Below are 12,749 nucleotides of genomic sequence, written 5' to 3' on the forward strand. Positions count from 1 at the left end.
TGTATGAGGTAAAGTTATTGGTTTTACTTTGATGTTGTGATTGGATAAAAACGTGTTGAAATAGGCTATCCTAATGACCCTGCTTGTCGTGATATATTCGGTTTGTAGATCGATAGCATTCTGATTCTAATTAAGGAGTGAAAATTAAACCATGAAAAAATTACATGATGTATTTGGTGCGCTGCCGCTTGGCAGCATTAAGGCTGAGGGCTGGCTATACAATCAGCTTCGCATTCAAGCGGATGGATTGACTGGACATTTGGAGGAGAATTGGGCGGACGCAGGTCCGAATAACGGCTGGATCGGCGGGAATGGCGAGAGCTGGGAACGGGGGCCCTACTATGTGGACGGTCTGCTGCCGTTGGCCTACATTCTCGGAGATGAACGCCTTATCGCGAAAGCGAACAGATGGGTGGAATGGTCGCTCTCAAGTCAGCGGGAGAATGGTTTTTTTGGTCCCGCGCGAATTGAAACGGTTAATAGCGAGGTAGATAAGCAGCATGACTGGTGGCATTTTATGATTATGCTGAAGGTCATGATGCAGTATGAGGAAGCAACGGGCGATGAGCGAATTGTTCCGTTTTTGACCAAGTTTCTTGGTTATGTACGCGAAACGATCGAGGAGCAGCCGCTTAAAGGCTGGGCGGAATCGCGCGGCTCTGAGATGCTGTTATGTATTTTGTGGCTATACAAGAGAACAGAGGATAACGAGCTTCTCGAGCTGGCGGACATTGTGGCTGGTCAATCGCTGGATTGGACGGATATATTCCATGACTTTCCATTCTGGCGCAAGGTGGAGCAGTGGGATTGGCGAACGCATGTCGTTAACGTTGCTATGGGGATTAAGACACCTGGGATTCTGTATGAAATGCATGGTGATGCCGTGCAGCGGGATGCCGTTCAACGCGGTATCGACAGCTTAATGACGTACCATGGCCAAGCGCACGGCATGTTCTCCGGAGACGAATGGCTGGCCGGCACACACCCGAGCCAAGGCGTCGAGCTTTGTGCGGTAGTTGAGTATATGTATTCGATGGAGCAGCTTACGCGTATTTTTGGCGAAGGGCGTTTTGGCGATATTTTGGAAAAGGTGGCGTTTAACGCTCTTCCTGCTGCCATATCCAAGGACTGGACTTCACATCAATATGATCAACAGGTTAACCAAATCGTTTGCAACGTGGCTCCGAGAAGTTGGAGCAACGGCCCTGAAGCGAATTTATTCGGTCTCGAGCCGCACTTCGGCTGCTGTACGGCGAACATGCATCAAGGCTGGCCGAAGCTGGCTTCACATCTATGGATGACGGATGGAACTGGCGGGCTGGCAGCTGTATCGTATGCGCCATGTACAGTACAAGCTATGGTAGCCGGCGGTGTTCAGGCCCGGATTCGAGTTGGTGGGGAGTATCCCTTCCGAGAGGAAGTGACAATAGACCTGAAGCTTGACAGCGCGGCGGCCTTTGCGATATTGCTGCGAGTGCCGGAATGGTGCGATTCCGCCAGCTTAACCGTAAACGGCGAATCGGTTCCGCTGAAACCGGTTAAGGGTTACGCGAAGGTCGATCGCGAATGGCAAAGCGGAGACAAGCTGTTGCTGAAGCTCCCGATGAAGGTACGCATCGTTTCTCGCAACTTGTATGCCGTCAGCGTTGAACGCGGTCCGATCGTATACGCCTTGCCGATTGCGGAAAACTGGCAGCTGCTTAAGGAACGGGAGCTGTTCCACGACTGGGAGATTTATCCGGCATCGCCGTGGAAGTACGGATTGCTTGCCGATACGGCGTTTGAGGCAGTGGTTAGCGATGAGGAAATTGCCTATCAGCCGTTTGATGCATCTGCCGCGCCAGTTAGGCTGAGAGTGAAAGGAAAGCTCGTTCGCGATTGGCGGATGGAAGGCAATAACGCCGGCACGCCGCCGCTAAACCCGGATACGGAAGGCCAGCCGGTGCTCGAGCTTGAGCTTGTTCCATACGGCAGCGCGAAGCTTCGTATTGGGGAGTTTCCTCTGCTTGGGTCCAGGAAATCAATACGTAAATAATTGATAAGGAGCCTCGTTTCATTCGTCATATAGATGTGAATGAATAGAGAAATTATTAGCTTGTCCTATCTTCTCTTAATGAGATATGCTCTTATTTTCCCAACCACTTACGACCTCGAGATCACTGAGATCCCTAGAGCCACAAGGGCTGACAAGGATTTTTATCTGCTTGTTCTGGAAGAAGCGTAATGGTTGGGAAAACATCGAGAAATCCGCATGGTTGCTGTATAATTTGGATATTGATGAAATCAGAATCCTTGATTTTACTGCTATTTAACCGAAACATGAGATGTATTTAAACTGCGGCGTCAATATATTATGGCCGCTATGATAGATTCCAATCTGCATTCAAACCGCTATCAGCCTCAAATTCAGCCTCTATTTTTTACGTGCCCCGGAAGGGGTCAAGCCCTTGTATTGCTTATACAGTTTCGTAAAATAGTTCGGATTGTCACAGCCGACCTTGGCGGAGATCTCGGTAATGGTGTCATTGCTCTCGCGCAGCAGTCTTTCGGCCTCGTTCATCCTCGTAACATTAACGTATTCGACAAATGTCCGTCCGGTCAGTTTTTTGAACAGCTTGCAGAAATGATAGGGGTTTAAGCTGACCTGCTTCGCTGCTTGTTCAATCGTTATTTTTTCGGAAAAATTTGTTTCTACTAATTGAATAAGCTGCTTAAACCGATCACGGTTGGCGGAATATGACTCTGAAGGCCTATCTGCGAGTTGGCCAGGCATAAAGGTGCGCGACATTAAGGTGAAGAACGAATGCAGCTTGGATTTAACGATCAGCTGATAAGCAGGCGGCTTCGCGACGAGCTCGGCTACGACTTCATCGAGTAAGGGATAAAGGCTGAGGGCCGCGTCGTCTTGCTCAGACGGCTTGACGGGAAAATGTAAGCGCCCCTCCAAATAAGGCGCGACAAACTGCGCATGAACGGGATCATGCACCCACTCGTTAAATAGCGACGCGTTAAAGACGATACAATCATAATGAATATCTTCGTAACGCAGCGCGTATCCGACATGGAGACTTCCGCCTGGTATAATAACGACATCCCCTGCATTGACGACATAAGGTCGACTGTCGATGTGAAAGAGAGCGCTCCCTTGCCGCATAACGATAATTTCAAAATGCTCATGCCAATGCAAATAGAGCATGCAATCATTAGGCTTCATCGCTTGACAACGATTTTGAAACAGCTGAATCGGATAGGTTTTGTGCTCCAGACGAGTATTCTCCCAAAGCTCCCTTGGATAGGTCATCCTCTAAACACCACCACAAGATTAGACTAGTATTGCACAAGATTGTGTAGAGTAATATGCGTTACTCCTCGTTATAATGGAGTTGTTGCTTTAACTATAAGCCAAAATTGGAGTGATATACAAGGATGGAAAACAAATTAAGAATCGGTACGCTTGTAGGCGGGGGAAACGCGGACAACGTCATTCCGCAAATCGTGCAGCATGGCTTTGAATCGTTTAACCTCACATTTTGGCAAACGACTGGAAATACGAATTTGGCAGAAATGGCAAAACGCGTTCGGGCTCTGGCGGAGGAACATGATTTTGTTGTTCCGGCAATCAGTGTGTTCGGAAATCCGTTAACGGGTGCAGGCGATAATGCGGATACGTTGGCAAGCTGGGAGCGTCTAATCGACCACGCTCATCTTTTTGGTGCCGATATTGTATCCGGTTTCACGGGACGGCTGACGGGTCAACCGATCGATGAATCGATCCCTAAGTTTAAGGACGTGTTCGGCGAGCTGACGCGGAGAGCGGCAGACCGCGGCGTTCGGATCGCTTTTGAAAACTGTGATATGGGCGGTACGTGGGCAACGGGTGACTGGAACATCGCGCATAATCCGAACGCCTGGGAGCTGATGTTCAACGCCGTTCCTGAGGACAATATCGGCTTGGAGTGGGAGCCGTGCCATCAAATGGTAAGCCTAATCGATCCGATTCCGCAACTTCGCAAATGGGCGGGCAAAGTTTTTCATGTACACGGCAAGGATGCGACAATTGCTTGGGATATCGTGAAGGAGCATGGCGTACATGGACCGAAGCCTTTCGTCTGGCACCGGACGCCAGGCTTTGGCGATAGCAACTGGTCGGATATTATTACGATTTTGAGACAGAATGGCTATCAAGGTACGATCGACATCGAGGGGTGGCATGATCCTGTCTACAAGGGCGAGCTGGAGATGACCGGACAGGTGCATGCCTTGAATTATTTGAAGCGCTGCCGCGGCGGCGATTATGTTCCTAATCCAGTCTGACAATCGAATCGAGAGCGAGGTTTGAGCAAAATGACAATGAAGCATCGAGTGGTCGTCGCGGGCTGCGGCGGCATGGCGAATACATGGGTGGATTACGCCAAGGGCAGAGCCGACACGGAAATCGTCGGACTGGTCGATATTAAAGAGGAGTTCGCCAGGGCGATGGCAGAGCGCAAGGAGCTCACTTGTCCTACCTTCACGGATATTAAGGAAGCGATTGAAGCGACTGGCGCGAACATGGTGTTTGACGTTACGATTCCAGCCAGCCATTACACGATCGGCACGACCGCTTTGGCGTTAGGCTGCCACGTATTCGGTGAGAAGCCTTTAGCGGAGTCGATGAGCGATTGCAACGATATCGTAAGGCTGTCGGAAAGCACGGGCCAGACGCATGCCGTCATGCAAAATCGCCGGTTCGATCCCCGTATTAGAGCGTACCGGAATTTAATTGCGGATGGTACGATCGGCAAGCCGGGTTTTGTCGGCGCCGACTTCTTCCTTGGCGCGCATTTCGGCGGCTTCCGCGATGCGATGGAAAGTCCGCTGCTGCTCGACATGGCTATTCATACGTTCGATCAGGCCAGGTTTATCGCCGGAGCGAACCCGGTATCCGTTTATTGTCATGAATCCAATCCGCCGGGCTCATGGTATGCCGGAAATGCGATGGCGATTTGCATCTATGAAATGTCCGATGGCTCCGTATTTAACTATCGCGGCTCATGGTGCGCTGAAGGCGCGCCTACCTCATGGGAAGCAGCGTGGCGCGTGACAGGAGAACGCGGCACAGCTATATGGGACGGACATGGAGAGCCGTATGCGGAAATCGTCGCGGCAGGCGACCAAACCGGCAAATTTATACGTGAATACGAACGGATCGAGGTCCAATCGGTCGAAATGAAAAGCACGTTCCACCATGGCTGTCTCGATGACATGTTCGACGCGCTGGAGGATGGCCGCAAGCCGGAAACGGATTGCAGCGACAATATTTACAGTATGGCGATGGTGCTTGCCGCGCTTGAGAGCGCGAAGACCGGCAAGAAGGTGCTGATTGCCGATTTTATGCAAGGAGCTTCGAGGTAAGTTTGTTGAAAGAGAAGGGGCTGGCCCGAAGTCATCGAAGATGACCGAAGGCCAGTCCATTCGAACAGACCCGGCCAAAACCCGCCTCACCCGGCGCGCTATAGTGGAAATATCCAATTGTTGGGTGGCGATACTTATCTCCATGATTCGTATTTGGAGTCAGGAAAGCCGCTGTCCATCAGTTCAAGGCGTCGTGGGATCTAGCAGCAGCCAGAATAGGAGAGACAAGTTTATGATTATTGATCTATCCCATGTTATACAGGACGGGATGCCGGTGTTTCCGGGCGACGAAGAGACCAACCTGAAACAATCCAGACATATTCGCAAGGATTATTATAACAATCATCAATTAAGCATTAATATGCATGCTGGCACGCATATTGACGGGCCTATGCATCTAATAGACGTGCAGCGATATCTAAGCGATATTCCTCCGGATCAATTTATTGGAGATGGCTGCCTGCTTAACGTATACAAAGAGAAAACGATCGATTATAAAGAAGAGTATGAACAGCTCATTCAAGAGGGACAGATCGTCATTGTGTATACCGGTCATAGCGAGCTGTTCGGACAGCCGGAATATTTTACGGACTATCCTGTATTGACAAAGCGTTTCGCAGAGCTGCTCGTAAGGAAACGTGTGAAAATGATCGGTTTGGATTCCCCGTCGCCGGATAAGGCTCCTTATGAAATCCATAAATGTTTGTTTCAAAACCAGATTCTCATCATCGAAAACTTAACCCATGTAAACAAATTGCTGGACGCAGGCGCGTTTGAAATCATAGCGCTGCCTCTCCATATAAGAGCGGATTCTTCGATTGCCCGCGTCATCGCGCGGGTCCTTGTTACGCTCTAGGGGAAAATAGCTTCGTTATTCCGCAGTTTTGGGTGAGCCTGTTGAAGGACCGGCGATGCACAATAGAGCTAATTTCTAGCCCTAAAATTGCAATTATGGTTAGTTTGGAGGAAATAGAGCTTGTTTTTAGCTCTATTTCAGATCCGTGCTGTGTTTGAGCTATGTTTGATGCCGGAGGGTGCACAATAAAGCTAATTTCTAGCTCTAAATTTGCAATTTTGGTTAGCTTGGAGGAAATAGAGCTAGTTTTTAGCTCTATTTCAGATCCGTGGGGTGTTTCCTCCTGCGAAGTGTTCACCGCTTTTTACAATTATTTATGAAACATCACTTTCATTGTCCTGTTGTCGAAATGTGGATCCAATCATTTTTTTTATTCAGCTTGGATGGATAGCAATCGAAATATTCTACGAACAATTTCGTGAAATGGCGTGAGCCGAAATAGCCCACATTCTCAGCGACTTGCTGGACTTTAATCGTCGGATTTTTAAGGAGTAGTTCTTTAGCGTTCAACATCCGGGTTTCCGTTAGAAATTTCACAAAGGTGATGCCGTGTTTTTTATGAAAAAGCGAACTAAAATAATTCGGAGTAACACGAAATTCACTGGCAATTTGGCCTATACCGATATCATTCATATAATTTTCATTCACATAACGGATCACTTGTTGAATCCAATCTCCTTGCAGGCGGTCTTCGCTAGTGCTCTCCGTCAATAGTTTCTCTCCGTGGCTAAGTAAAGCCTCCATCCACTCCTTCGGGCTCGAGCCGGTATTTAAGGTAAAGTTGATAGCCCCTTTCAGATAGCTGGAAACAGCCCGAATGATATCCTGATCCAGCTTACTTTCTGTGAACGCTTTCTTGAATAACGCATGTTCTTTTTTGCCCAAGTTGACAAGCTGCGCCCAAGAAGAGCAAAATAAAACAAATACGTAAACGAAAAGAGGCGTTGCTTGTGACGGCATTGGTAGATAGAGTTAAGGAGCTGGCTGTAGGATTTGATGATGAGACGCTAAAATCGATTGAAATTGATCCCCTTATCATTGAGGCGGGTGCGATACATAAGGTTTCACCATATTTGAAGAAGAAAGGCTATAAGAGAGTAATCGTTGCTGCGGATGCCATTACGTACGATATAGCAGGCAAAACGTTAGAGGAAGAGTTCGCAGCGCTTGGCATCTCCGCGCAAGTGACGCTTATCAAGCCGGATCGTCAGGGCGATGTCATTGCGGACGAAGCGTCGATCGTACAGCTGCTGCTTGATATTCAGCTGCGGGATGCAGAGGTCGTAATTGCTGCCGGCTCGGGCACGATTCATGATATTTCCAGATACGCAGCCTATACGGCACGCATCCCGTTTGTATCCGTTCCGACCGCGCCATCCGTTGACGGCTTTAATTCTAAAGGCGCGCCTATTATTATTCGCGGAGAGAAGAAGACGATCGCGGCTATTGGGCCGGATGCTATTTTTGCAGATTTGGATGTGCTTGCAGCTGCGCCGGCTAGAATGGTAGCTGCAGGCTTCGGCGACATGCTCGGCAAATTTACCTCCTTGCTGGATTGGAGCTTTGGTGCCGCAGAGGGCGGGGAGCCCTATTCGGAAGAGGTCGCGGAAATAACGCGAATCGCGTTAAACAAATGCATCGAGCATGTTGAGCTGATTGCGGATCGAGATCCGGAGGGCATCCGTATATTAATAGAGGCGTTAATAGAGTCGGGCCTGGCCATGCTGCTGTTCGGTCAATCCCATTCGGCATCTGGCTCGGAGCATCACTTATCGCATTTTTGGGAGATGGAATATATTCGTCTCGGCAAAAGACAGCTGCTGCACGGCGCCAAGGTCGGAGTAGCCTGCGCGGAAATTTCCAAGCTCTATCATCGGCTTGCCGATGAGGCAGAAGGCCTTGCGTTTGCGGCTAATCCGGAGAAGGTGCGCGAAACGATTGCGTCGCTTCCGAGCGAAAAGCAAATTCGCGAGTGGCTCCGCCAGGTCGGCGGGCCTTCCACGACAGAGCAATTAGGCGTAGATGCGGAGCTTCTGATGCGGAGCCTGCAAGAAGCTCATCATGTGAGGCCGAACCGCTTCACGCTGCTTCGTGCTCATATGAATCGCTAAGCCAACCTGAAGAACAAGGGGATGCCGACAATGAACAGGCAATTGAAATTTCGTGACGACGGTACGTTCGTCATCGTGCAATTTTCCGATGTGGAATTTCTCGATGAATTTGATTACGACCCGGAAACACCGAAGTATGACGCGGAGACGAGAGCGCTTATGGAACGGATCATTGAAGCGGAAAATCCCGATCTCATTGTGTTTGCCGGCGACGTGATCGCGAGCAACCGGGCGAGAGATCCGATTCATTCGTTCCGTCATGCGGTAGCTGCGGCAGAACAAAGCCGTATTCCATGGGCGGCCGTATTCGGCAATCACGACTCGGAAGGCGAAGTGCCGAGAAAGACGATGCATGAGCTGCAACTGCAACATGAATATTGCGTGGCAAAACCGGATCCGGAGGGCGTTAACGGAGCAGGGAACTTTTTATTGACCGTGGCGGACAAACACAATAACGCGGCAGCCGCTCTTTATTTTTTGGATAGCGGCGATTACTCCCCGATCGGGCATCGGGTCGGCGGTTATGATTGGATTCGCAGAAATCAAATCGAATGGTACGTCGGAGCGTCGCGAGAGCTGACAAAGGGAAATGGTGACCAGCCGCTGCCGGCACTCGCCTTCTTCCATATTCCGGTACCGGAGTACAATGACGTATGGGATTTTCACATCTGCTACGGACATCGCCATGATTCCTGCTGTTCCTCTCCTGTGATTAATTCGGGTATGTTTGCGGCAATGGTGGAGATGGGCGATGTAATGGGGACGTTTGTCGGTCACGACCATGGCAACGATTTTTGGGGAACGCTTCATGGTATCCGTCTTTGCTACGGACGTTCGACGAGATATGTAAGCTTCGTAGACGGTGTGCGCAACGACCTGCTGCCGACGGGGGCGAGAGTCATTCGATTGAAAGAGGGGGAGCGTCAGTTCGATTCGTGGATCCGCCAGAATGACGGGACAGTGGTTCACGAGCAACCGGAGCATCTGCCCGAAGGATCCGGTCCTGCGGCTCGCTCGGATTAGTACCCCAAGGATGAGACTCAGTATGAACCGGCAACCATGTGAAGCCCGGCGATACGGCAGGGTAGGGATGCACCGCTCGATAAGAATCGAGCGGTGCATCCCCGCCAGCTCCGCTTTTTTGGATATCCTAAAAATTAAAGTTGTCCGGATCCGGCCCGAAGCGCTGATTGCGGTTAAGAGCACTGATTTGCGCGACTTCTTCCGGCGTTAACGCGAAGTCGAAGATATCCGCGTTTTCCTTTAAACGAAGAGGATTAGTCGATTTTGGAATCGTAACGACCTCGTTCTGCAAATCCCAGCGAAGCACGACTTGAGCCGGAGATTTGCCATATTTGGCACCAATTTCTGCGAGCAGGCTATGGTCAAGGTTGCCTTGCATAAGCGGACTCCATGCCATTAGCTGGATTCGGCTGCTCTTGGTGAATGCATGAAGCTCCTGCTGCGTGAGCAGCGGATGGTATTCCACCTGATTGACCATCGGCACGAACTCTCCTGCTTGGATTATGTCCTGCAAATGATGAATTTGGAAGTTGCTTACGCCGATGGCCCGTACGTAGCCGTCTTTGTACAGCTTTTCGAGTGCGCGCCATGTGTCCGTATATTTACCTTTGACAGGCCAGTGAATAAGAAGCAAATCGACGACGTCGACACCCAGCTTCCGTCTGCTTTCCTCGAATGCGGCCAGCGAGGATTCATAGCCTTGATTCGCATTCCAAATTTTCGTAGTCACGAAAATGTCATCGCGGGCGATACCGCTGTTCCGGATGCCCGCGCCTACGCCTTCCTCGTTGTTGTACGCTGCGGCTGTATCAATGCTTCTATAGCCGGCTTCAATAGCAGCGGCAACCGTTCTCTCCGCTTCACCGTCATCCTTCACTTTCCATACGCCCAGACCGAGCCAAGGCATTTGCACTCCGTTGCTTAATGTGGTGGATTCTGTCCGCGCATTCGTCATTTATTAATAACCTCCCGTTAAAGTGATAATTCTAAAATGGCTTTAACATCCTGTTTCTCTAAACGCTTGAACGAACCGATAGCTCCGTACCGAACGGCTTCCTCAGCCATACGGTCCAGCTTGTCGCTTCCGATCTCGAAGTCGGCTAGACGGGACTCGGCACCGATTCGCGTGAAGAAATCCCGTGTCGCTTGAATGCCTTCAAGAGCAATGTCTTTGTCCGATTTGCCTTCCGGATTTACGCCCCATATGCGAGTCGCATATTGTACAAAGCGATCGATTCGCTCCTCGTGCACGTATTTCATCCAATTCGGGAAAATAACCGCAAGCCCGGCACCGTGCGGAATATCGTAAATAGCACTCACTTCATGCTCAATGCCGTGCGAAGCCCAATCATTCGCCATGCCGGCGCTAATAAGCCCGCCGTTAAGCGCCATCGTTCCGCACCACATCAGGTTGGCTCTAGCGGCTGCATCCTCCGGGTTTTCGAGCGCGATCTCAACATTCTCAATAACCGTCTGCAGGATGGATTCGCAGAAGCGCTCCTGCAGCGGCGTGTTCTCGGTTAAGCTGAAGTATTGCTCGAATACGTGAGACATAATGTCGACTGCGCCATTAACCGTATGATTGCGGGGCACTGTATAAGTAAGAGTAGGATCGAGAATCGAAAACTTGGGATAGGTATGAGGGCTGCCGAAGGCGCGCTTCAGGTTTTCCTCCCAGTTCGTCACGACGGAGGAACCGTTCATTTCGGACCCCGTTGCGGCTAGCGTAAGTATCGTACCGATCGGAAGTGCTTTCCCGATTACCGCTTTCCCCGTGAAGAAATCCCAAACATCGCCTTCGTAGAGGACGCCGGCGGCAATCGCTTTGGATGCGTCGATGACGCTTCCTCCGCCAACGGCTAGTATGAAGTCAACCCCTTGCTTGCGGCATATGTCTATCCCTTTGTTTACAGTGGATAGGCGCGGATTAGGCTCAATGTTGGGCAGCTCGTGAACGGTGAGTCCGGCATGATTCAATAGCGAGATCGTTTTGTCGTACAAGCCCGTTTTCTTTATGCTGCCTGACCCGTAAACGAGTAAAATTGTTTTGCCGTTCTGCGAGGCTAGTTGACCAACCTGGTCGGCGGATCCTTCGCCAAACACGATATGAGTCGGGTTTACGAACTGAAATGAGTTCATGCTTTACCTCCTGCGATAATTTAGATAACTAAAAAAGTAACTAAATATCTTTTTAGTTATGTATACGTCGTTTATTTTAGTTAAAACGGACTGACATGTCAAGATGATCCAAAACAAAGATTGAAACGTTAACTTTTTAGTTATATAATGAGTGGACAAAAAAAGATGGAAAACTAGAAGGGGAAGCAGAAATGGAAATTGAGGTAAGCAGCCGGAATATGAAGTTTCTCGAATGCTTCTCGTCACATACCCGGGTTAAGATGATTGAATTACTGAACGTTCAACCGATGAATATTAAGAGCCTATCCGAGGCGCTAGACATAAAGTCTCCCATTGTAACGAGGCATATACATATGCTGGAGGAAGCGGGTATCGTGCGCTGCGAGAGCGTTGCGGGCAAACGGGGGATGCAGAAGATTTGTCATTTGCAGCTTACGCACGCGATGCTTTTATTTAAAGGGGCGCCAGCCGCAGATGAAACGAAAAGGTATTTTGTTTCTCTTCCGGTGGGGCACTACTCTTCCTATCAAATTAAACCGACCTGCGGGCTTGCGTCTGATACGCAAATGATCGGAATGTGCGACGATCCGCGGTATTTCGCCGACCCCGAGCATGTTGGCGCAAGGGTGCTGTGGTTCGGATCAGGTTTTGTGGAATATCGGATACCTAATTATATGGTCAATAACGAAGTGCCGGAATCGCTGGAGATTTCCTTGGAAATTTGCTCGGAGACACCTTGCTCCGTTAATCATTTACCGTCGGACATTGCGTTCATGCTTAACGGTGTGGGGATTGGTACGTGGACTTATCCGGGGGACTTCGGAAGCATGCGCGGGCTATATACACCGGAATGGTGGCACAAAAACATTCAGCACGGGCTGATCAAGACGATACGCGTCAATCGTCAAGGCTCCTTTATTGACGGCATTCAAGTTTCAGACATTACGATCGACCGGCTTATGCTGGCTTATGACAAAGAAATTTTGTTCCGCATTTCGTGCAGCGCTGCTGCCAAAAACTGCGGCGGCGTTACGCTGTTCGGCAAAGGCTTCGGGAACTACAATCAGGATATTGAAGTCACGCTTCGTTGTGAATAGACGGGGTTTGCAAGGAGAGGCCGGAATCGCATGAGCGATTCGACGGCCTTTTTTTGTTTCTGTTTATTTTTTGAAACAAATATCCGTTTTTGTTTGAAATGCATATATTCAAAAATAAACAAATATGAT

Annotated in this window: 11 protein-coding genes; 7 read left to right on the top strand and 4 right to left on the bottom strand. The window is 49.7% G+C overall.

What is annotated here, in order from left to right:
• Positions 1–151 precede the first annotated feature (151 nt).
• Positions 152–2,035 (top strand): beta-L-arabinofuranosidase domain-containing protein, encoded by a 1,884-nt coding sequence (locus tag L1N85_RS09730; RefSeq protein WP_235237365.1) that lies wholly within the window; start codon positions 152–154, stop codon positions 2,033–2,035.
• A gap of 378 nt (positions 2,036–2,413) precedes the next feature.
• Here L1N85_RS09730 and L1N85_RS09735 read toward each other — a convergent pair whose 3' ends face one another.
• Positions 2,414–3,301 (bottom strand): helix-turn-helix transcriptional regulator, encoded by an 888-nt coding sequence (locus L1N85_RS09735; RefSeq protein WP_235237366.1) that lies wholly within the window; start codon positions 3,299–3,301, stop codon positions 2,414–2,416.
• Positions 3,302–3,426: 125 nt separating this feature from the next.
• Here L1N85_RS09735 and L1N85_RS09740 point away from each other — a divergent pair, with 125 nt between their 5' ends.
• From L1N85_RS09740 to L1N85_RS09750, 3 genes are all read left to right on the top strand, one after another.
• Positions 3,427–4,314 carry a sugar phosphate isomerase/epimerase family protein gene (locus tag L1N85_RS09740; RefSeq protein WP_235237367.1) on the top strand — a complete coding sequence of 296 codons (888 nt, stop codon included), beginning with the start codon at positions 3,427–3,429 and terminating at the stop codon, positions 4,312–4,314.
• A 30-nt stretch (positions 4,315–4,344) separates the two neighbouring features.
• On the top strand, positions 4,345–5,394 hold the full coding sequence (locus L1N85_RS09745; protein ID WP_235237368.1) for a Gfo/Idh/MocA family protein: 1,050 nt from the start codon (positions 4,345–4,347) through the stop codon (positions 5,392–5,394).
• Positions 5,395–5,626: 232 nt separating this feature from the next.
• The gene (locus tag L1N85_RS09750) at positions 5,627–6,250 is read left to right on the top strand and encodes a cyclase family protein (protein WP_235237369.1); all 624 of its coding nucleotides are present in this window, start codon (positions 5,627–5,629) and stop codon (positions 6,248–6,250) included.
• A gap of 330 nt (positions 6,251–6,580) precedes the next feature.
• Here the strand turns inward: L1N85_RS09750 and L1N85_RS09755 are convergent, their stop codons facing one another.
• The gene (locus L1N85_RS09755; RefSeq protein WP_235237370.1) at positions 6,581–7,135 is read right to left on the bottom strand and encodes a helix-turn-helix domain-containing protein; all 555 of its coding nucleotides are present in this window, start codon (positions 7,133–7,135) and stop codon (positions 6,581–6,583) included.
• Between the two features lie 65 nt (positions 7,136–7,200).
• Here L1N85_RS09755 and L1N85_RS09760 point away from each other — a divergent pair, with 65 nt between their 5' ends.
• Complete coding sequence (locus L1N85_RS09760; RefSeq protein ID WP_235237371.1) at positions 7,201–8,361, top strand: sn-glycerol-1-phosphate dehydrogenase; 1,161 nt, start codon at positions 7,201–7,203, stop codon at positions 8,359–8,361.
• Between the two features lie 30 nt (positions 8,362–8,391).
• On the top strand, positions 8,392–9,384 hold the full coding sequence (locus L1N85_RS09765; RefSeq protein WP_235237372.1) for a metallophosphoesterase family protein: 993 nt from the start codon (positions 8,392–8,394) through the stop codon (positions 9,382–9,384).
• Positions 9,385–9,511: 127 nt separating this feature from the next.
• Here L1N85_RS09765 and L1N85_RS09770 read toward each other — a convergent pair whose 3' ends face one another.
• Together L1N85_RS09770 and L1N85_RS09775 are read right to left on the bottom strand one after the other, a co-directional pair.
• A complete protein-coding gene (locus L1N85_RS09770; protein ID WP_235237373.1) occupies positions 9,512–10,339 on the bottom strand; it encodes an aldo/keto reductase in 828 nt (275 codons plus the stop codon).
• Between the two features lie 17 nt (positions 10,340–10,356).
• On the bottom strand, positions 10,357–11,523 hold the full coding sequence (locus L1N85_RS09775) for an iron-containing alcohol dehydrogenase (RefSeq protein ID WP_235237374.1): 1,167 nt from the start codon (positions 11,521–11,523) through the stop codon (positions 10,357–10,359).
• A 191-nt stretch (positions 11,524–11,714) separates the two neighbouring features.
• Here L1N85_RS09775 and L1N85_RS09780 point away from each other — a divergent pair, with 191 nt between their 5' ends.
• Positions 11,715–12,620 (top strand): ArsR/SmtB family transcription factor, encoded by a 906-nt coding sequence (locus L1N85_RS09780; protein ID WP_235237375.1) that lies wholly within the window; start codon positions 11,715–11,717, stop codon positions 12,618–12,620.
• Positions 12,621–12,749 lie beyond the last annotated feature (129 nt).

Origin of the sequence: Paenibacillus alkaliterrae (assembly GCF_021532375.1) — a bacterium.
Taxonomy (GTDB): domain Bacteria; phylum Bacillota; class Bacilli; order Paenibacillales; family Paenibacillaceae; genus Pristimantibacillus; species Pristimantibacillus alkaliterrae.

What these genes read in the sequence shown, in the direction of transcription:
- L1N85_RS09745 (WP_235237368.1), top strand. Translation starts at nt 4,345, where the DNA reads ATGACAATGAAGCATCGAGTGGTCGTCGCGGGCTGCGGCGGCATGGCG.
- L1N85_RS09780 (WP_235237375.1), top strand. Translation starts at nt 11,715, where the DNA reads ATGGAAATTGAGGTAAGCAGCCGGAATATGAAGTTTCTCGAATGCTTC.
- L1N85_RS09730 (WP_235237365.1), top strand. Translation starts at nt 152, where the DNA reads ATGAAAAAATTACATGATGTATTTGGTGCGCTGCCGCTTGGCAGCATT.
- L1N85_RS09750 (WP_235237369.1), top strand. Translation starts at nt 5,627, where the DNA reads ATGATTATTGATCTATCCCATGTTATACAGGACGGGATGCCGGTGTTT.
- L1N85_RS09775 (WP_235237374.1), bottom strand. Translation starts at nt 11,523, where the DNA reads ATGAACTCATTTCAGTTCGTAAACCCGACTCATATCGTGTTTGGCGAA.
- L1N85_RS09735 (WP_235237366.1), bottom strand. Translation starts at nt 3,301, where the DNA reads ATGACCTATCCAAGGGAGCTTTGGGAGAATACTCGTCTGGAGCACAAA.
- L1N85_RS09770 (WP_235237373.1), bottom strand. Translation starts at nt 10,339, where the DNA reads ATGACGAATGCGCGGACAGAATCCACCACATTAAGCAACGGAGTGCAA.
- L1N85_RS09740 (WP_235237367.1), top strand. Translation starts at nt 3,427, where the DNA reads ATGGAAAACAAATTAAGAATCGGTACGCTTGTAGGCGGGGGAAACGCG.
- L1N85_RS09765 (WP_235237372.1), top strand. Translation starts at nt 8,392, where the DNA reads ATGAACAGGCAATTGAAATTTCGTGACGACGGTACGTTCGTCATCGTG.